At 67.9% G+C, this 19,216-nt stretch carries 14 protein-coding genes; 6 read left to right on the top strand and 8 right to left on the bottom strand.

Annotated elements, in window-relative coordinates; genetic code table 11:
* Positions 1-164: 164 nt before the first annotated feature.
* Positions 165-1,280, bottom strand: coding sequence for a DUF475 domain-containing protein (locus tag QH195_RS29630; RefSeq protein WP_280422642.1), 1,116 nt, complete (start codon positions 1,278-1,280; stop codon positions 165-167).
* 229 nt (positions 1,281-1,509) lie between these two features.
* Positions 1,510-2,085: a TerD family protein gene (locus QH195_RS29635; protein WP_280422643.1), complete on the bottom strand. Its 576-nt coding sequence runs from the start codon at positions 2,083-2,085 to the stop codon at positions 1,510-1,512.
* 187 nt (positions 2,086-2,272) lie between these two features.
* On the opposite strand from QH195_RS29635, the gene QH195_RS29640 reads away from it, so the two are divergent.
* Genes QH195_RS29640 through QH195_RS29655 form a run of 4 tightly spaced genes read left to right on the top strand, consistent with a single transcriptional unit; the run spans position 2,273 to position 8,142 of the window.
* Complete coding sequence (locus QH195_RS29640; RefSeq protein ID WP_280437809.1) at positions 2,273-3,481, top strand: hypothetical protein; 1,209 nt, start codon at positions 2,273-2,275, stop codon at positions 3,479-3,481.
* Positions 3,482-3,493: 12 nt separating this feature from the next.
* Positions 3,494-4,708, top strand: coding sequence for an HpcH/HpaI aldolase/citrate lyase family protein (locus QH195_RS29645; RefSeq protein ID WP_280422645.1), 1,215 nt, complete (start codon positions 3,494-3,496; stop codon positions 4,706-4,708).
* The gene (locus tag QH195_RS29650) at positions 4,705-7,296 is read left to right on the top strand and encodes a phosphoribosyltransferase (protein ID WP_280437810.1); all 2,592 of its coding nucleotides are present in this window, start codon (positions 4,705-4,707) and stop codon (positions 7,294-7,296) included. The genes QH195_RS29645 and QH195_RS29650 overlap by 4 nt, the downstream gene beginning before the upstream one ends.
* Complete coding sequence (locus tag QH195_RS29655) at positions 7,297-8,142, top strand: HAD family hydrolase (RefSeq protein WP_432278459.1); 846 nt, start codon at positions 7,297-7,299, stop codon at positions 8,140-8,142.
* 110 nt (positions 8,143-8,252) lie between these two features.
* Here the strand turns inward: QH195_RS29655 and QH195_RS29660 are convergent, their stop codons facing one another.
* The 4 genes from QH195_RS29660 to QH195_RS29675 form a co-directional block, all read right to left on the bottom strand.
* Positions 8,253-9,218 carry a DUF389 domain-containing protein gene (locus tag QH195_RS29660; protein WP_280422647.1) on the bottom strand — a complete coding sequence of 322 codons (966 nt, stop codon included), beginning with the start codon at positions 9,216-9,218 and terminating at the stop codon, positions 8,253-8,255.
* 93 nt (positions 9,219-9,311) lie between these two features.
* Positions 9,312-10,052, bottom strand: a complete 741-nt coding sequence (locus QH195_RS29665) for an AIM24 family protein (protein ID WP_432278460.1) — start codon at positions 10,050-10,052, stop codon at positions 9,312-9,314.
* 94 nt (positions 10,053-10,146) lie between these two features.
* Positions 10,147-10,839: an AIM24 family protein gene (locus tag QH195_RS29670; protein WP_280422649.1), complete on the bottom strand. Its 693-nt coding sequence runs from the start codon at positions 10,837-10,839 to the stop codon at positions 10,147-10,149.
* 3 nt (positions 10,840-10,842) lie between these two features.
* Positions 10,843-11,466 (bottom strand): AIM24 family protein, encoded by a 624-nt coding sequence (locus QH195_RS29675; RefSeq protein ID WP_280422650.1) that lies wholly within the window; start codon positions 11,464-11,466, stop codon positions 10,843-10,845.
* 241 nt (positions 11,467-11,707) lie between these two features.
* On the opposite strand from QH195_RS29675, the gene QH195_RS29680 reads away from it, so the two are divergent.
* Complete coding sequence (locus tag QH195_RS29680) at positions 11,708-13,060, top strand: TerD family protein (RefSeq protein WP_280422651.1); 1,353 nt, start codon at positions 11,708-11,710, stop codon at positions 13,058-13,060.
* 20 nt (positions 13,061-13,080) lie between these two features.
* Positions 13,081-14,649: a TerD family protein gene (locus QH195_RS29685; RefSeq protein WP_280437811.1), complete on the top strand. Its 1,569-nt coding sequence runs from the start codon at positions 13,081-13,083 to the stop codon at positions 14,647-14,649.
* A 73-nt stretch (positions 14,650-14,722) separates the two neighbouring features.
* Here the strand turns inward: QH195_RS29685 and QH195_RS29690 are convergent, their stop codons facing one another.
* Both QH195_RS29690 and QH195_RS29695 read right to left on the bottom strand, forming a co-directional pair.
* Entirely contained in the window at positions 14,723-16,456 is a 1,734-nt protein-coding gene (locus QH195_RS29690) for a glycosyltransferase family 87 protein (protein ID WP_280437814.1), read from the bottom strand.
* A 187-nt stretch (positions 16,457-16,643) separates the two neighbouring features.
* Positions 16,644-18,854, bottom strand: coding sequence for a transglycosylase domain-containing protein (locus QH195_RS29695; RefSeq protein WP_280437812.1), 2,211 nt, complete (start codon positions 18,852-18,854; stop codon positions 16,644-16,646).
* Between the last annotated feature and the right edge of the window lie 362 nt (positions 18,855-19,216).

Below are 19,216 nucleotides of genomic sequence, written 5' to 3' on the forward strand. Positions count from 1 at the left end.
GGCTCAGCTCCGCGGGCACGGGCGCGGGGGGCGGGCTTTTTTCCCGCCTACCCCCCCCGCCCCCCTGGGGGGGCCCCCCGCGGGGTTTTTTTGCGGCCCCCCCAAAAAACCCCGGGGGCGCGGCCGGGGCGGCCCCCCCCCGCGGTTTCTGTCGGGCTTCGATATCAGGCGACCGGAGTGCGTTCCGGGGTGAGCGGCTTCTCCGATTCGCCGCCTTCTTTGCGGTTGCGAAGGACGCTGGAGAACACCGCTGCGCCGATGAACGCGATACCGATCAGACCGGTGATGAGCTCATGGACGTGGATATCGCCGACCGTGATCAGCAGGATCAGCGCCAGTGCGCCGATCGCCCAGTGGGCGCCGTGCTCGAGGTACACGTATTCGTTCAGCGTGCCCTTACGCACCAGGTAGACGGTGATCGACCGGACGAACATGGCGCCGATCAGGCCCAGGCCCAGCGCGATGATGATCGGGTCGGCGGTGATGGCGAACGCGCCGATCACCCCGTCGAAGGAGAACGAGGCGTCGAGGACCTCGAGGTAGAGGAACAGGAAGAACCCGGCCTTACCGGTGGCCTTGGCCAGCTCCGAGGGGCCGCCGGCGGCGTTTTCGGCCTGTTCCTCGACGTGGAACATCGAACCCAGACCGTCGACCGCGATGTAGAGGATCATGCCGAGCAGGCCGGCCAGCAGCACGGTGGAGCGCGTGTCGTCGTGGGCGAGGAACTCCGCCGACAGCACCAGGCCGGTGCCCGCCACGACCACCGACATCATGTCCAGCTTGCCGGCCTTGGCCAGCGGGCGTTCCACCCAGGACAACCATTTGATTTCCCGGTCCTCGAAGATGAAGTTCAGGAACAGCATCGCCAGGAACATGCCGCCGAACGCCGCGATCTGCGGGTGGGCATCGGTGAGGAGGGTCTCGTAGCTGGGGCTACCGTCGGGGAATGTCGCCGCGTCGTTCGGCGGCGGGTTGAGCGCCAGATCGAAGGCTTCGACGGGGTTGAGACCGGCGGTGATCCACACGATGGCCAGCGGGAAGACCAACCGCATACCGAAGACGGCAATCAGGATGCCGATGGTGAGGAAGATCTTCTGCCAGAACTCACTCATCTTTTCCAAGACGGTGGCGTTGATCACGGCGTTGTCGAATGACAGAGATACCTCGAGGATGCCGAGGATGAGGCAGAGTGCCAGGGCGGTCGGACCGCCGTAGAGGAACGCCACCCCCAGCGACAGCACTGTGACGACTATGGAAAAACCGAATATTCGCAGGACCACGCTGGGACCTTTCGTGTGCGGTGGCCGGACTGCGGTCGGTATCCCGGCCGTTAACGAGAAACCTGGTCGGCGGCGTCGAGGGACCTCTGGTCACCAGCGTTGCCGCTCCTGTCACCAGCGTTACCGCCGACTGCCGGTTTGTCCAATTCGTCCCCTCCGCCTCGTTGGGGAGGCGTGAACGAGGGGGCCCGTCACCGGACCCCCTCACGCTACCCGGAGGTGCGGATCGTCAGACGTTCACACCGTAGTCGCGGGCGATACCGGCCAGGCCCGAGGCATAGCCCTGGCCGATGGCGCGGAACTTCCACTCGGCGCCGTTGCGGTACAGCTCACCGAACACCATGGCGGTTTCGGTGGAGGCGTCCTCGGAGAGGTCGTAGCGGGCCAGCTCTTCGTTGTTGGCCTGGTTGACGACGCGGATGTAGGCGTTGCGGACCTGGCCGAAGGACTGCTGGCGGCTGTCGGCTTCGTAGATCGAGACCGGGAAGAAGATGCTTTCGATGTTCGGCGGGGTGTTCGCCAGGTCGACGTTGATGACCTCGTCGTCGCCCTCGCCCTCACCGGTGGTGTTGTCGCCGATGTGCTCGATGCTGCCCTCGGGCGACTTCAGGTTGTTGAAGAACACGAAGTGCTTATCGGACACGACCTTCTTGTCGGCTCCGGTGGCGATCGCGCTGGCGTCGAGGTCGAAGTCCGTGCCCGTGGTGGTGCGCACATCCCAGCCCAGGCCGACGGCGACCGCGGTGAGCCCCGGAGCCGCCTTGCTCAGCGAGACGTTGCCGCCCTTGGACAAACTGACACCCATGCGGGATTCCCTTTCGTAGTTGTCTGCGATTCCCAGCATGTCCGAAATCGCCGGGTACGGAAACGACAGTAGTGGTTTTCGGTGAAGTTGCGTAGCGTCATGCGCCCATCCGGGCTCGGAAGCCCTCTTGCACCTGCGATATCGGCCCTCGCTCCGCCCTGGTCCGCGATCTCATACCATCGGGTCTGTGGCAGGCCGTAGGCGTGGATGGTTCCGGTCGGGGGAGGATCCGTGGTTCGAACAGGCACGGTCCGCGCTGACGGCGGCGTTCCTGGATATGGACCACCGGCAATCGGTCGCGGATACGGCCACCATCGCCTCCGAGGAGATCTTTCCGGAACGAGAACTCGGCCGGCACTGGGCGCCGGTGCGGCAGCAGTGCTACACCGCTGGTGAGGCCTATCTCGCGCTGACCGACGAGATCGGCCGGGCCGAGCAGTCCGGCGCCGGGATTGCGGGCCGGCAGGAGCGGTTGGACACCGTGGTGCGGCAACTGCAGGCGGCGGCGCGGGAGGTGGACCGGTTCTATCACGGCGAGCGTGCCCGGCTCGACGAGGCGGTCGCGGTGCGTGGTGCTGTTCCGGACCTGGTCGCTCACGTCACCACCGAGGCGGCGCGGGTGCGCGGGCAGGCGGCCGAATCGGAGTACGGCGGCTATCCGTCGGTGCGGTCGGCGGCCACTCGGGTCGATGAGGCAATGGTCACACTGGAGGCCGTTCCGGCGGAAGCCCGAGGCCGGGTGCGGTCGGCGGCGAACCGGTTGGACGCCGCGACGGCGGAGTTGTCGGAAGCTTTGGCCCAGGCGCCATCTCGGGCCGGTGCCGCGCGGAACGCGATCGCCTCGGTCACCACCCGGATCGCGGCGGTGCGCACCCGCGCCGAACGTCTCGGGCCCGCGTACTCTGCCCTGTTGCGCGAGTTCAATGCTGCGAGTTCGGCGGATCTGGCCGACAATGAGCGCGCAAGTGAGCGTCATATCACCGCGGCGGACAACGCCCTCGCCGGCGCCCGCGCCGCCGCGGCCGAGCACAACCCGGAGCTGGCCCTTGACCTGACCACAACTGCGCGCGGTCATCTCGCCGACGCTGAACAACTCGTCGATGCCGTCACCAAACGGCTGACCGAGTTGCGCGCGGTCCGAGACGATCCGCGCCGACGCGCGGAGGCTGTGCGGTTCCGGCTCCGGGACGCGCAGATGCTGGCAGTTTCACGGGGATTGGTCGCCGAATGGGGTTCGGTACTGGACGCCCAGGTCGAGCGGCTCGACCGGGTCACCGGATCGCTGACCGGGCAGCACCCCGATTATTGGGCGTATGTGAACGAACTCGACACCATCACCGAATTCATTGCCGGAGTGGTGGATCGCATGCGCAGACAACCAGGACAAAATGGATGAGACGGGGGTTCGATGACCGCAGCCATGGCCGTTCGGCAGGAAGTGTCCCTGCACAAACGGGTACCGCGCCGGCATTTCCGGCAATTGCAGGGCCCCGATGCGCGGACCCTGTTCCATCGGCAACCCGAACCTTTCGACGACCATGCCGACCGGGAGATGCTGGCGCTTGCGCTGGGCGCCACCTTGTACGTTCCGGCGACCCGCGATGATCTGACGGCCACGATCGTCCGGCGGGCCGAACGCGGGGTGTGTTCGATGGTGATCGACCTCGAGGACGCGGTCGCCGATCACGAGCTCGCTGCCGCCAAGCAGCAGGCCGTCCGTACCCTCGACGAGCTTGCCTGTCACCGGGACCCGAGCCCTTTGCTGTTCGTCCGGGTACGGGACGCGGATACGGTGCCCGAAATCCTGGAACGGCTGGGGCCGGGCGCCGATGTGCTCACCGGATTCGTCTTCCCCAAGTTCGACAGTGCCTCGGCGCCGAAATACCTGGCGGCGCTGTCGGCTGCCGCCGCTGTCCGGCCGGAGCGGCCGCTCTACGGTATGCCCGTCCTGGAATCCGCGGCGCTGGTGCATCGGCAGACCCGGGATTCCGAGCTGTCCCAGATCGCCGCGTTGCTGGCCGAGCACCGGGAACGGATTCTGGCGGTCCGGATCGGGGCCACCGATATGTGCGCGACCTTCGGTATCCGCCGCGACCGCGACCTCACCATCTACGACGTGCGGGTGATCGCCGATGTCATCGCCGATATCGTCAACTATCTGGGGCGGACGGACGGTACCGGTTTCGTGATCACCGGGCCCGTGTGGGAGTACTTCGCCGACCACGAACGGATGTTCCGCCCGCTGCTGCGTACCGCGCCGTTCGAGGAATCCGACGCGGTGCCGTTCCGCAGCTACCTGGTGAGCCGTGATCTCGACGGCCTGCTGCGCGAGATAACCCTGGACCGCGCCAACGGAATCCACGGGAAAACCGTTATCCATCCTTCCCATGTGGCGGCCGTGCACGCCTTGTCGGTGGTGACGCACGAGGAGTACACCGATGCCCTGGACATCCTCCAGGTGGAGGTCGGCGGGGTCGCCGCGTCCGGGTACCGGAACAAGATGAACGAGATGCGGCCGCACCGCAGCTGGGCCCGGCACACACTCGCCCGGGCCCGCGTGTTCGGGGTCGCGAAGAAAGGGGTGTCCTTCGTGGACCTGCTATCCGCGCTGGTCACATCATGAGCGAGTCAGGGACGGAAAGGTACTGGGCCACCCGCACACTCGGAATAGAACTGCTCCATCGCGAATGCTTCCGTCACGGCGACCGGCCGGACGCCCTACCGGTGCGCCCGGCGATCACCGATCTACTGCAGCCGGGGTTGCGCAAGAATCCGCGGCGGGCGCATCTGCTGGTGTCCACGGTGCTGGGTAAACATCTGCCGACCGATCCGCTGGTGGTGCGGGACGCGGGTGACCGCCTGGGCGACCTGGTGCGTGCCGTACTCGGCGAACAGGATGCGGTGGCACTCGGTTTCGCCGAGACCGCGACGGGTCTGGGGCACTGCGTGGCGACCCGGATCGACGCAGCCTGTTACCTGCATTCGACCCGCCGGGCCGTGCCGGGAGCGCGCACGCTGACCGGTTTCGAAGAGGGACATTCACATGCCACCTCTCATCTACTGCAACCGATGCCCGGCGATGTTTTCACCGCAGGCCTGCCGCTGGTGCTGGTGGACGACGAGATCTCCACCGGTAACACCGCATTGGACGCGATCGCGGCACTGCACGAGTTCGCGCCGCGGACCCACTATGTACTGGCGGCGCTGGTCGATATGCGCACCGAGACCGATCGGGCCCGGTTCGCCCGAGTGGCAGCCGAATTGGGAGCGCGGATCGATACGGTCTGCCTCGCCACGGGCAGCGCGGTGCTGCCGGACGGGCTGGTCGGGACGGTATTGGACCTGCCGGAAGCCGAACTCAACCCGGTCGCCGCGGCGCGGGGCGTTGCCACCCGGGTGGAACTGCCCTGGCCGCAGGATGTGCCCGAGGGCGGGCGGCACGGTTTCCTGCGCAGCGATCGTCCGGCGTTCGAGCAGGCCGGGGCTGCCGCGGCGAAAATGCTGCGGGATCAGTTGGTCACCGAATATCCCGGCCGGCCGGTGGTGGTGCTCGGGCACGAAGAGCTGATGTATCTGCCGTTGTGCCTGGCGGTGGCGCTGGCCGAGTCGGGTATCGCGGTGCGGTACCAGACGACCACGCGTTCCCCGGCCTACGTTCTGGACGAGCCCGGCTACCCGCTGCGGCGCGGGTTCCGGTTCCAGGCACCGGAGCCCGGTGAGGAGCAGCCGCGATTCCTGTACAACGCCTCCTGGCCGGGCACTTCGGCAGCGACCGGCGCCGACCCGGTGCTGATGTTCGTGGTCGATGATCCGGGTGACAGTACGCAGCTCTACGCGCCCGGCGGGCTCGTGGACGTACTCACCGCGGCGGGGTCGGATGTGCTGGTGGCGGTTTTGCCGGGAGCCGACCCGGTAGCCCTGGCAGCGGCCCGGACCAGGGAGCAGGGTACGGCTGTCGCGGCTCGGCCGGAGCAGTCGGTGCCCTCCCGCCCGGAGCGGGCGGTGTCTTCGCGGCCGGAAGCGGAGATGCCCGAGGCGCCCGCGCCGCCGGGGACGGGGGTGTCGTCGCGGGCGGGATCGGCCGGTGTCGCCCGGCCGCTCTACGGTCCCGCATTCGGTTCCTACCCCCGCGACGAGGTGGCGTGGCTCCTCAAAGATCTGTCCGATGCCGAACTGGAGGCCGATCTCGCCTATCGCGAACAGCGGATCCAGGCGGGTATCGCGCACTATGCCGAATCGCTGCCCATCGAGTACCAGCCCGACGCCGCCTATCGTGAGTTGTTCGACCGGGTACTGGACGACAGTGCGCAGCGACTGGCGCTGGCGGTGGGGACGGTCGCCGAACTCGTCGTCGCCGAACGCGGTACCGATATCGTGCTGGCCTCGCTGGCCCGCGCGGGCACGCCGATCGGCATCCTGATCCGGCGCTGGCTCGCCGCCGGGCACGGGTCCCGGCCCGGCCTGGATATCCCGCACTACGCGGTCTCGATCGTGCGCGATCGCGGAATCGATACGGTCGCTCTGGACTACCTGGCCGGGCGGCACAACCCCGCCGATGTGGTGTTCGTCGACGGCTGGACCGGCAAGGGCGCGATCGCGAAGGAACTCACCGAGGCACTGAACGCCTACCACGCGGCCGGCGGCGCGCGGTTCGACGCCGACCTAGCGGTACTCGCCGACCCCGGCCACTGTGTGCGCACCTACGGCACCCGCGACGATTTCCTCATCGCTTCGGCCTGTCTCAATTCCACGGTCTCCGGGCTGGTTTCGCGCACAGTCCTCAACCGGGATCTGATCGGCCCGCACGACTTCCACGGGGCGAAGTTCTACGCCGATCTCGCCGCCGACGATGTCTCCGGTCGCCTCATCGATACGGTCACCGCGGTCTTCGACACGGTCCGCGACAGGGTGACCGAGCAGGTGACGCTCCTGCGGACCGCCGACCGGACGCCGACCTGGGCCGGCTGGGCATCGGTGGAGCGGGTCCGTGCCGAATACGGCATCGACAGCGTGAACTTCGTGAAACCGGGGGTCGGGGAAACGACCCGCGTGCTGCTGCGGCGGGTGCCGTGGCGGGTGCTGGTCCGCGAGCCCGACGCCGCCGAACACGCGCATATCCGGTTGCTCGCGCAGGCGCGCGAAGTGCCGGTGGAGGTCGTACCGGAACTGGCTTACTCGTGTATGGGTCTGATCAAGGATGTGCGGCGCTAGATGATGTCTGCGAAACCGGTACTCGTGGCGACCGATCTGGATCGCACGATGATCTACTCGCGTAACGCCTTCGGGGCGACCGAGCCGGAAACGGTATGCGTGGAGCACCTCGACGGCGCCCCACTGTCGTATATGACCGTCGCTGCCGCCCGCGCGCTGACCGGGCTCGCGGCGGCGGCGGCCGTGCTACCCACGACCACCCGCACCATCGCGCAATTCGAACGGATCCGACTTCCGGGCGCCCCGTGGCCGTTCGCGGTCACCAGCAACGGCGGAAACATACTGGTGGACGGGTTGCCCGACAGTGGGTGGCGCCGATCGGTGGATGCGGCGGTCCGGGCGGGGGGCGCTACTCTCGCCGAGGTCGGCGCCGCCCTGCGCGATCGGATCGACGATTCGTGGGTGCTCAAATACCGCGAGGCGGACGATTTGTTCTGCTATCTGGTGGTCGATCTCGCCGCCACTCCGGCCGATTTCCTGGCCGAATGGGACAGCTGGTGCCGGCCGCGCGGCTGGTCGGCGTCACGGCAGGGTCGCAAGATCTACACCATGCCGAGGGCGGTGTGTAAGAGCCGGGCGGTGGCCGAGGTCCGTGACCGGCTCGTCGACACCGGCCGCCTCGATCCGGTGGCACCGACACTCGCCGCCGGCGACGGCGCGCTCGACGCGGAAATGCTGATGGCGGCCGAGCGGGGAATCCGACCCCGGCACGGCGAACTCGAAGAGCTCGGCTGGTCCCATCCGGGTATCAGCGTCACCTCCGCCACGGGAATCCTGGCCGGCGCGGAGATCGTCGACTGGTTCACCGCTGCCTTGCCGGGCCGGGTCACCGAACCCACCGGTTAGCTCCGGATCGGCCACCGCCCGGGCCGGGCCCGATGCACGTACGCCCCCTCGGACATGCGGTTACTGCCGGTACACCCGCACCTTCGATCGCTCGGACCACGAAGTACCTGTCACAGCATGCGACGGCGGGCTCGCTCCGCGGTGCGCGCTCGCCGCAGCGACACTCGTGACCAGACCATATCCTGCAGCGCCAGGGTCGCCCAGCCTGCGATCGCCATCCCGGCGAGGTTCACCACCAGCTGCAGCGCGCTACCCCAAACTGCCGACCACGCGCCGAAGGCGAGACCCAGGGCGATGTTCCCGGCCGCGGGGACCGTGGTCACGGAGATGAAAACACCCACGAGCGCTCCGGATTTGGCGGAGGTCAACGAGAGGACGCCGGCGGCCGCCGCGATGAGCGCCACCACGAACGACCACTTGTCCGGTGTGTAGATGAAGGCTGTTTCCGGCCGTTCGCCGGTGACCACATCGATGCTGACCCAGCCGAGCAGCCGGGCACCCAGAGCGGCGACGAAGGCGAGGAAGATCGCCGCGACGAATCCCGCCAGCAGCGTGCCGATCGCGCGGCCCAGCAGAGCCGGGCGGCGCCGCACCAGCGCCACACCGAGCGCGGCGATCGCACCGAATTCCGGGCCCAGCACCATGGCGCCGATCACCAGGATCTGGGAGTCGACCACGATCGCGATACTGGCCAGGATGGTCGCCAGGGTCATGAAACTCAGGTAGGTCCAGTTGAGTTCGGTTTCCTCGTAGGACCGCTGCGTCACATCCGCCCACACCACCGAGTCCGCGCTGTAGCCCGGCGTCCGGAGCTCGGCCAGATAACCCGACAGTGACATCCAGGTGCGCACCGGCTCCAACTCGATACTGCCGTGATGGTGCAGGCCGGTGGCGCGCAGACGTTCGATGATGTCGTTGGCGGCTTCCCGGGCCAGATCCGCCAGGATCACATCGCCGGCCGGGCGCACGGCACTACCCCTCAGCACCGCCAAACCGCTTACCGCATCGTCGGATTCGAGGACGGCCAGCACTTCGTCGGTCAGTCCGGCCGGTGACATCACCCGCAGATGCAGCATGGGCCAAGTCTGCCCGGTCGGCCTGCCTTTGCCTACACGGACGAACCGGACACCGGGGGTGTGTTGCCGCTCGGCCGCCCGCCGCCCAGTGGTTCAGTGGCCCTGTTGGCCGGCCAGCTGCTGCGCGATAACTCCCTGCAACCGCTGCAGTCCGGGCACCGTGATCCCGCTCTGCAACTGCCCTTCGATGGTGCGGATCAGCGCGGAGTCGCTGAGGACCTTCTCGCTCGACTGGATCAGTACCGTTCCGGCACCGGTGAAATCGAACTGCCGTTCCTCCCCGGAGTTCACGCCGAAGGCCGCCGCGCCCGCCGCCAGGAAACCGGAAATCCAGCGCTGGTCGTAGTGATGGCTCGGCGACGGACAATCGGCCCAGCCCACCAGGGATTCCGGATCCACCCGCAGCGGTGGTTCGGCGAATATCACCGGACCGTTCGAGGAGGCCAGGAACTTACCGGTGCCGATGAGGGTGAGGAAACCGGGGACGATCGACTGGTTCAGCGACAGACCCGGTTCGAAGGCGAGCAGATTCGCGGCCCGGATGGTGAGGTTGCCGTCGTCGAGATCGTAGGAGTTGATGTCGTAGCCGCGGTCGCCGATCAGCAGTTTGCCCTGACCCTCGGCGACCACATAGTCCCCGGTGAACAGCGGGGCCGAGAACTGATGCGCCACCATATGCATCAGCTGGCCCTGCAGTCCGTGGGTGAGCGCCTGGAACCGCATCTGGCCGTAGTAGGCGATCATCGCGCCCTTGCGCATGAACCAGGGTTTGTTCAGGTCGATGCAGTAGGCGTAGCTGTTCCCGGGGATATTGTCGCTTTCCCCGAGAGTCATCGGGCTGAGGATCTCGCTCACGACTGCACCTCGCTGGCGCTCGGCTCCGTCGTGCGCGATGCGCGCTGTGTCGATGGTTCGCTCGCAAGCTCGCTCACAGTTTCTCCTCCGACGCCTGAACGTAGACGACGCCTTGTCCGGCGCACTGCAACTGCATGGCCTCACCGGACCCGCGCCCCACGGCATCCCGCCAGCTCATCGCGGCTTTCAGTTCGGTGTGCACGTTCCCGTAGGAGGCAATGAACGCCTGTGGGTCGACCACCACGGGGTTCGGTCCGCCGATCTGCAATTCGAGATAGCCGCCGTGGGCCAGCAGCACCGCACTGCCGTGCCCGGAGAGCTGAGTGGTGAACATGCCCTGGCCGGTGAGGGCGCCGGAGGCCGCGCCGCGCAGCGCACCCATGATGCCGCCACCACCACCGCCGCCACCGGAACTCGCGACCGAAACCACCGAGGTCTGCAATCCCGCCGTATAGGCCAGCAGCCGGGACGCTTCGACCTGCAACGTCGCGCCCGGCTGGATCGGCACGACCTGAACTTCGAGTCCGGCGAAGCCGTAGTGCACCTGACCCGTGCCCTGAGCGAGCATGGTGCGCTGGTGTTCCCCGGCCATCATCCGGCCGGCCATCCGCACCAGGCCGCCGCCCATCCCGGCGCCACCCGGTATCTCGTGCGGTGCGAAGGACACATCGCCGGTGTAGAAGAGCATCCCGCCGGCGCGCGCGACCACACCGCCCGCCGCGCCGATATCGACCTTGACGACCTTGGAATTGATTTGCTCGAACATGCCCTACCGTTCCGCCGGTTGGATCGAGACCACGCCCTGCCCGTCCCACCGCAGTGAGAATGCCTCGCCGCCGTCCTGCCCCACCATCGAACGCCAGGACACATCGGTGACGAACGACTGGTTGAGGTTGCCACGAGCGGCGACGAACGCATCCGGGTCCACTACCAGTGGGAACTGGGGGGAAACCTCGAGATGGATGAGTGGACCGCCCGCCGAGAGCAGGGCGACCTGTCCCTGCCCGCTCACCGTGGTGGTGAAAAGGCCCTGCCCGCTGGAGGCCCCGCGGACCCCCGCGAAACGTACATCGGTGCGCAGATTCCCGGCGAAGGCCAGCAGCTGCTGCGATTCGACCTGCAGGGTTTCGTTGTTCAGGTTCACCACCGACACGTACTGGCCGTTGACCGCCAGGAAGACCCGGCCGTTACCGGTGCATTCCATCAGCGACAGCTTCTCGCCCGTGGCCCGGCGTTTCATGCCGGCGAGAACTCCCTCGCCGCCACCGAATCCGGCGGATTTGAACTGCACGGCGCCTTCGTAGGCCACCATCGAACCGGAAATCGCGCGGATGCCGGAGTTCGCGAGGTGAACCTCCACCACCTTCTTCGACTGTTCGAAGAGTTGTGCCATAGAAGAATCGCCCTGTCGTAGCCGCCCCGAACGCCGATCCCATACGGCGCTCATCCGTCGCCGCTACCCTAATCGTCCCAGTTCGATCGCGTCCATCCGTACCGTCCCGCGGGCCGGGCCGGGCCGGGATACGTGTCCGACAGTGGCTGCCGAGCGGTGCCGGCCCCTGTTAACGACATCTGCGGTCGGCACGTATCTCGTAGAGTGGCACGTACACGCACCGACAAGCGAAGGGTCTGACTTGTCCGCAACACTCGCCAAAGGCCAGAACGGTCCGCTGGCCACTAATGACGTGGTGATTTCGATCCAATTGGCCGCCCCGGCCGATCTGTCCGCACTATTGGTCACCGAGCAGGGCAAAGTCCGGTCCGACGCCGATTTCGTGTTCTACAACCAGCCCACCGGCCCCGGTGTGGAGCTGCGTCCGGGCCCGGCCGGTCAGCCTGCCGCGCTGGTGGTGAACCTCGCGGCGGTACCCGCCGATATCGCGCAGGTGCGGGCGGTTATCACCCTCGACGATCCGAATACCAATTTCGGTCAGTTCGCGCCGCCGGTCGCCTATGTCTCCGATCAGTCCGGCACCCAGCTGTTCGAATACCGGATCGACGGACTGGCCAGCGAGTCGATCGTGATCGCGCTCGAACTGTATCGCCGGCAGGGCGCCTGGAAGGTGCGCGCGGTCGGCCAGGGTTACGCCGGTGGTTTCGCGGCGCTGGTCACCGACCACGGTGTCACGGTGGATGATTCGTCCGCGCAGACACAGGCCGCTCCTCCGCAGGCCGCGCCTGTTCCCCCGCCGCAGGCGGCCCCGGCGCCCCCGCAGGCTCCGATGCCGCCCCCGCAGGCCCCGGCGCCCCCGCCGCAGGCTCCGCCTGCCTACCCGGCCCAGCAGCCGCCGCCCACCGCGCCCTACCCGCCGCAGGGCGGGGGCTATCCGCCGCCGCCCGGACCGGGCTACCAGCAGCCGCCGGCGCCGCCGCAGCAACCGACCGGTGAGATAAGCCTGAGCAAGACCGGACCGGTGAGCCTGCAGAAGGGGCAGCGGGTCAGCCTCCGCAAGGAGGACGGCGCCGCCCTCACCTTCGTGAAGATGGGCCTGGGCTGGGATCCGGTGCAGCAGCGTGGATTGTTCGGCAGCCGCACCGTGGATATCGACCTGGATGCCTCGGTGGTGATGTTCGCCGATATGAACCCCGTCGATGTCGCCTACTACGGTCAGCTCACCTCGAAGGACGGTTCGGTACGTCACCAGGGCGACAACCTCACCGGTGAGGGTGCCGGCGACGACGAGGTGATCCTGGTCGATCTGATGCGCATACCGGCGCATGTCAACAGCCTCGTGTTCATCGTGACCTCCTACAAAGGCCATACCTTCGGCCAGGTGCAGAACGCTTTCTGCCGGTTGATCGACGGCGCGAACAACGCCGAACTGGCCCGGTATTCGCTCACCGGTGGGACGCCGACAACGGCGATGGCCATGGCCAAACTGTTCCGGGCGGGCGGGGACTGGAAGATGCAGGCCATCGGTGAGGGCTTCAACGCCAAACATCCGGGCGAGGCGATTCCGCAGCTGGGCCGGTTCCTGCAGGTATGAGTGGTAGCGGGGGACAGGATATGAAGATCTTGCAGGCGGGACAGAACATCGCGCTCGGCGGCGGTGTCTCCCGCTTCCAGGTGCACGCGGCGGTACCGCTGACCGTATCGGCATTGGTGGTGGCCGCGGACCTGCGGGTGGAAACGGCCGCGGATGTGCTGGTTTCCGAACGGCCGGACGGCCCGGGGGTCCGGATCGAGGAGGCAGCCGCCACTGTGGTGGTCACTCCCGCGGAGGTACGTGCCGACGCCCAAGCGGTGCTGTTGATCGCTTCGGCGAACGGTGCGCCGGGCGTGGTTACCGCGAGACTCTCCGAGAACGACGCGCCGGTCGCCGAATTCGCGATCACCCCGCAGGCCGGGGAAACAGCGCTGATCTGCTTCGAACTGTATCGGCGCGGGACGGGCTGGAAACTGCGCGCGCTGGGGCAGGGTTATGCGGGCGGTATCGCCGAACTTCTGCGCACCCACGGCGCACAGGACCAGGTGCCCGCGGTACCGACGGTGGCGGCTTCGACCGCCACCGTTGTCGACGGCGCGGCAGTTTCCGGCTCCGCACCGCCACCGGCCGCACCCGCCGACGGTTCCCCGTTGGAGGTGGGTCACGGGCTGGAACGGTTGTGGATGATCTTCGAAGACGCCGCCCGGTCGGCAGCCGCCCTCGAATCGGCCCGCGACTACGCGGCGCAACGGCTCGATCAGGAACTGTCCGCGGCGGTTTCGGACCCGGCGACCCGCAACACCCCCGCCGCCGATGCCGCGCGCACAGCCGCGCAACACCGCTACGACGAACTCACCGCCACCGCCGAGAACAGTCACCAGCGCGACAGTGCCCAACTGCAACGGGAACTCGCCGAGGCGGACGCGGTGCTACCCGCCGCGCTGGCATCGTGGAATTCCCCGGCCTGGGATCGCCCGGCGGCCCCGGCCGACGGGATCCGGCTCGGTGAACTCTACGCACTCGACCGCGGCGCGCTGCGCATCCCGTACTGCGTGCCGGTCCCGCTGAACCGGCCGCTGTGGGTGGATACCGAATCGTCGGCCGCGGTGGCCCCGGTGATCGGCGCACTGCTGGCCCGCCTGCTGCGCGCCGCACCGGGCCGCCGAACGGTTGTCGACATCATCGACCTCACCGGGGCATTCACCGGTTTCACCGGAATGCTGGCGCCGGTGCTGGCGGGGCCGCCGATCAACGATCACGCCGATATCTCGCCGCGGCTGCAACAACTCGTGGACGCCGCCGAACTCGCCGAAATGGCATACAACTCGGGGCAGGGCGTACCGCCGGCCGAACATCGCATCCTGCTGGCGGCGGACTTCCCGCACGGCTACCAAACCGCGGACGCGCAGCGCTTGGCCGCGCTGCTCGCGCGCGGCGACCTGATCGGACTGTCCACCGTGATCGTCGGCGCCAACGAAACCGACTCCCACGACAACATGGTGGCCACGCTGTCCCGAGCCTGCCGGCACCTGCCCACGGTCACCGGAACCCCACTGTTCGATCCGTGGACGAACAACGCCTGGCAGCTGGACCTCGACCTCCTACCGCAGGAACCGGAACAACAGGCCAGGATCATGCGCGCAGGCTGAGTGCTCGGTGCCGAGCCCCCGGGCAAGGTTCCGGCGCCGGGGCCCGGTTTCCGGGCGTATGCAACGTTCCGGGTCAGCCCAGGCGTGCGGGCGGGCGAGTCTCCAGTGGGCGTGCGGGGGGTACCGGCTGGGCTTCGGCCGGCCTTCCACGGCGCGTTCGCCGGGCCGTGGCGTCGGCGCGGGTCCAATGGGTGTCCAGGGAGATCCGCGGGCGCAGGACCTCCGGGAGCCAGGGCAGCAGGGGATCGGGGGCGCGGTCGACCACTCCGCCGACGGGGTCGTCCAGGTAGTCGCGGCGTACCAGGTCCTCGTCCGGGCGGTAGATCTGGCGGATGATCAGCACGCACAATCCGATCACAGCGAGGTCGCGCAGGAGGACAGTGCCGGTGAACCACTGTTCGGGCAGGCCCTTCCGGTCGATGCCGAGGTAGTAGAACATTCGCGGTACCCAGACCAGAGCGTCGATCGTCATCCAGGTCAGCAGCAGGCGGCGATGCGGTAACGCCAGCACCGCGATCGGCACGAGCCACAACGAGTACTGCGGGCTCCACACCTTGTTGGTCAGCAGGAAGGCCGCGATCACCAGGAAACACAACTGCGCCAGGCGGGGGCGGCGGGGCGCGGTGAGGCCGATATAGACGATACCGAGGCAGGCGGTCGCGAACAACAGCAGCGACACCATGTTCAGAATGGCCGGTGCTTCACCGTGGCGCAGCGCACCGTCGAAACCGTTCCAGTCGGTGAACGACATCACCACGTTGTAGAGCGAATCCGGGTCGGCGTGGCGGGTGGTGTTGAGCCGGAAGAACTCCCGCCAGCCGTCCGGGTACAGCAGGGCGATGGGCAGATTCACCAGACCCCAGGTCGCGAGCGCGCCACCGGCGGTCAAACCGGCAGCCCCCAGCGGGCGGGCACCCAGCAACCGGACCCGCGCCGGAACTTCGGCCAGCCAGGTACTCAGGGAATCCGCGTCGCGCACATCGCGCAACCGCATCGACAGCTGCCCACGTGGGGTGCGCTGCATCGGGTCCGCGCGCAGGCACAGCACCAGGATCGGGCCCAGCAGCAGCAGCGGATACAGCTTCGCCGCACCGCCCAGACCCAACAGGACACCCGCCAGCAGGGGCCGGCGCCGGGCCCAGGCCAGCAGGCCGCCGGCGGCGAACGCCGTAGCGAGGAAGTCGAAATTGGTGAAGGCATGCACGATCACCAGGGGCGAACACGCCATCAGCGCGACATCCCAGATCCGGCGTCCGGCGAGCAGCGCGGTCGCCCAGATGGTCGCCAGCCAGGCCATCGACAAACCCAGGGCGACCACATTGAAGTACAGCACCACTTGCAATGCGCCGGGTAGGGGGCTCGCGTCCCAGGTTTTGGCCACCAGCATCGAAACGTACTGGTACAGCCCGGAAAGCACCGGATACTCCATATGCCGGATCTCGGTACCGCCGCCCGGCGCCTCCTCGACCCAGTACTTCTTGTACGGGAAGGCGCCCTCGTTGAGCCGTTCGGCGCCGTAGAGCGGCACGGTGTCGGAGTAGCACATGGCGGTGTACTGGCGACCGTCGTTCCAGTCGAGGGAGAGCCCCCCGCCGGGAGTGGCGGTCTGCTGGATACAACCGGCTTTGGCGAACCATCCGAAGGCCAGGAAGATCACCGTGAACGCCAGCAGCACTCGCATAGGAGTCCAGAAACGGGCACGCCCGATGAGAGCGTGATCGCCGACCGGACCGCCCACCACCGTGCACAGTTGGGCGGTCATCGAATCGTTGCGGCTCGGCTTGTCGCGAGCGTCGGCCGATCTCAGGTCGGGAGCGAGCGGTGCGGGCGAATCGTACCCGCGTCCGGTATCCCGGTGCGGACGTCCGTTTCCGGGCTCGTGCCCGTCGTCCGGCCCACCCACCAGTCGCTGCTCGCTCACGGCACCCGAGGTTACCTGTTACCGGGGTCCGGTCCGGACCCGAGCCGGACCCCGGAGCGTGGCGGGCCGGCCGTCAGCCGCCGGTATCGCCGCTGTCGGTGCCACCCGGATCGGTGCCGGTATCGCCCCCGGAATCGGTATCGCCGCCGGTATCGCTCTCCGTTCCCGCACCGGGTGCCTGAGTGACGGTCGGCGCGGTCCCCTCGGGTCCGGCGGTCGGTTGCCCGGGCAGCGGACCGGCACCGTTGTTGTTGCCCTGTGGCTGACCCTGCGGTTGCGTCTGGCTACGCGGATTGGGTTGCAGGCCGGGTACCGGGATAGTGATACCGGGCAGGATCTCGACCTGACTCGGCTGGATCACCACCGGCGGTTCGAAGCTGGGCATCGTCGTGGACGGCGCGGTGTACGGGGCGGTCCACTTCGGGACGCCCGCCTGCCCCTTGATCGGCGCGGGTTTCGGGAACTTCTCGTTGGGCGTGCCCTCGAGGGCGCCGTCCATCGTGTCCTTCCAGATATCCGACGGCAGGCTCGAGCCGTAGATCATCGCGCCGCCGAAATTGCGCAGCGGCGAGTTGTCGGTGGTGCCCACCCAGACCGCGGTGGCCAGTGACGGGGTGTACCCCACCATCCACGCGTCCTTGTTCTCCCCGGTGTCGCCCAGCTGCGCGGTACCGGTCTTGGCAGCCGACGGACGGCCACCGGCGAGCCCGTGGTTGCGCGAGTACGCGGCGATCGGCTCCATTGCCGCGGTCACGTTGTCGGCGACCGCTTCCGAAACCCGTCGTTCCCCGGCCACATCCCCGCGGTCCAGCAGCACCTGCCCATCGGCGGTCACGACCTTGGTCACGAAATGCGGTTTGTGATACATCCCAGACGCGGCCAAGGTGGCGTAGGCGGAGGCCATATCCAGCGGCCGGGCCTGGTACTGGCCGAGCACGATACCGTTGTTCGGGCCGGCGCCACCGGGTTCGGTGAGCGTGGGGCCCAGACCCGGAAGTTCTTCCGGTATCCCCAGTTTGTGGCCCATTTCGGCGATCTTCTGGGGCCCGTTCTGCATTTCCAGCTGCATTCGGTAGAAGCTGGTGTTCAGCGACCGTTTCAGTGCTTCGGCGATGGTGCAGACCCCGCACTGTTCGCCCTCGACGTTGGTGATCTCGATACCGTTCACCGTGATAGGCCCGCTGTCGTACATCTGGGACAGCGGAATACCCATCTCGAGGTTCTGCGCCAGACCGATCACCTTGAACGAGGAACCGGTTTGCAGGGCGGCATTCGCGAAGTCGTAGCCGTAGCCGTCTTCACCGCCGTAGTAGGCGCGTACCGCACCGGATCTCGGATCGATCGACGCCACAGCGGTACGGAGTTTCTCCGGTTCGCCTTCCATATTGGTGTGCACGGCGTTCAGCGCGGCCTGCTGTGCCTGGGCGTCGATCGTCGTGGTGATCTGCAGGCCCGCGGTGTTCAGCTGTTGTTCGCTGATCCCCGCCTCGGAGAGCTCGCGCAGCACCTGCGCCTTGATATGGCCCTCCGGCCCCGAGGAATCGGTTTTCTGGCCGGCCGCCGCGGACGACGACACCACCTGGGGATAGGTCATCCCCGTACGTTCGTTCCGGTCCAGATTGCCGCCGGCGACCATACCGTCGAGCACATAGTTCCAGCGGGCCTCGGCGCCTTCCGGATTGGATTCCGGGTCCAGCAGCGACGGCAACTGGATGGTCGCGGCCAGAACGGCGCCCTCGGCGACGTTCAACTCCTGCACCGGTTTACCGAAATACGCCTTGGCGGCGGCGTCGATACCGTAGGCGCCGCGCCCGAAGTAGATGGTGTTCAGGTAGGCGGTCAGGATTTCGTCCTTGCTCCACTGCCGGGCCATCTTCGCCGAGATGACCAGCTCGTGGAGCTTACGGGTGTAGCTGCGTTCGTCGCCGACCAGCGCATTCTTCACATACTGCTGGGTGATCGTCGAGCCACCGCCGGCACTTTCCCGGCCGAGCAGATTATCGCGCGCGGCGCGGGCGAAACCGGAGATCGAGAAACCCGGGTTGCTGTAGAAGTCACGGTCCTCTGCGGCGATCACGGCGTTGCGCACATGCGGCGGAATCTGATCGATCGTCACATCGGTGCGGTTGCCCTGCGGCGGGACGACGCGGGTGATCTCGGTTTCCCCGTCCTGCGCGAGGATCGTCGCGACCTGGTTGGTCTTGAGGTCGCCGGGTTCGGGGACCGAAACCGTGGAATAGGCGACCAGGAACACCGTGCTCGGCACCACGATGGCCAGTGCCACGAGGACATAGGCGATTCGGCGCGCGATCTTCCACCGGCTCTTGCGTTTCTGGCCGGGGCTTCTGCCCTCGGGCCCGCCCGGGCCACCCGAGCGGTTCCCACCCGGCCGCCGGGGAGGTGGGCCGCCGCCGGGACCGGAGCGGTTTCGGGCCCGGCCGTGGGCGCCCGGGGGCCCCCCCGCCCCCGGGTTGGGGGCGGGGCCGGCCCCCCGGCCCGGCCCCCGGGCGGGGGGGTGGACGCCGGGGGGGGGGGGGGGGCCCGCGGCCCCCCCGGGGGGGCCCCCAAACCGCTCCGGTCCCGGCGGCGGCCCACCTCCCCGGCGGCCGGGTGGGAACCGCTCGGGTGGCCCGGGCGGGCCCGAGG

Source organism: Nocardia carnea (assembly GCF_029868855.1).
GTDB lineage: Bacteria > Actinomycetota > Actinomycetes > Mycobacteriales > Mycobacteriaceae > Nocardia > Nocardia carnea_A.

What these genes read in the sequence shown, in the direction of transcription:
- QH195_RS29635 (WP_280422643.1), bottom strand. Translation starts at nt 2,085, where the DNA reads ATGGGTGTCAGTTTGTCCAAGGGCGGCAACGTCTCGCTGAGCAAGGCG.
- QH195_RS29645 (WP_280422645.1), top strand. Translation starts at nt 3,494, where the DNA reads ATGACCGCAGCCATGGCCGTTCGGCAGGAAGTGTCCCTGCACAAACGG.
- QH195_RS29650 (WP_280437810.1), top strand. Translation starts at nt 4,705, where the DNA reads ATGAGCGAGTCAGGGACGGAAAGGTACTGGGCCACCCGCACACTCGGA.
- QH195_RS29655 (WP_432278459.1), top strand. Translation starts at nt 7,297, where the DNA reads ATGATGTCTGCGAAACCGGTACTCGTGGCGACCGATCTGGATCGCACG.
- QH195_RS29660 (WP_280422647.1), bottom strand. Translation starts at nt 9,218, where the DNA reads ATGCTGCATCTGCGGGTGATGTCACCGGCCGGACTGACCGACGAAGTG.
- QH195_RS29665 (WP_432278460.1), bottom strand. Translation starts at nt 10,052, where the DNA reads ATGACTCTCGGGGAAAGCGACAATATCCCCGGGAACAGCTACGCCTAC.
- QH195_RS29670 (WP_280422649.1), bottom strand. Translation starts at nt 10,839, where the DNA reads ATGTTCGAGCAAATCAATTCCAAGGTCGTCAAGGTCGATATCGGCGCG.
- QH195_RS29675 (WP_280422650.1), bottom strand. Translation starts at nt 11,466, where the DNA reads ATGGCACAACTCTTCGAACAGTCGAAGAAGGTGGTGGAGGTTCACCTC.
- QH195_RS29685 (WP_280437811.1), top strand. Translation starts at nt 13,081, where the DNA reads ATGAAGATCTTGCAGGCGGGACAGAACATCGCGCTCGGCGGCGGTGTC.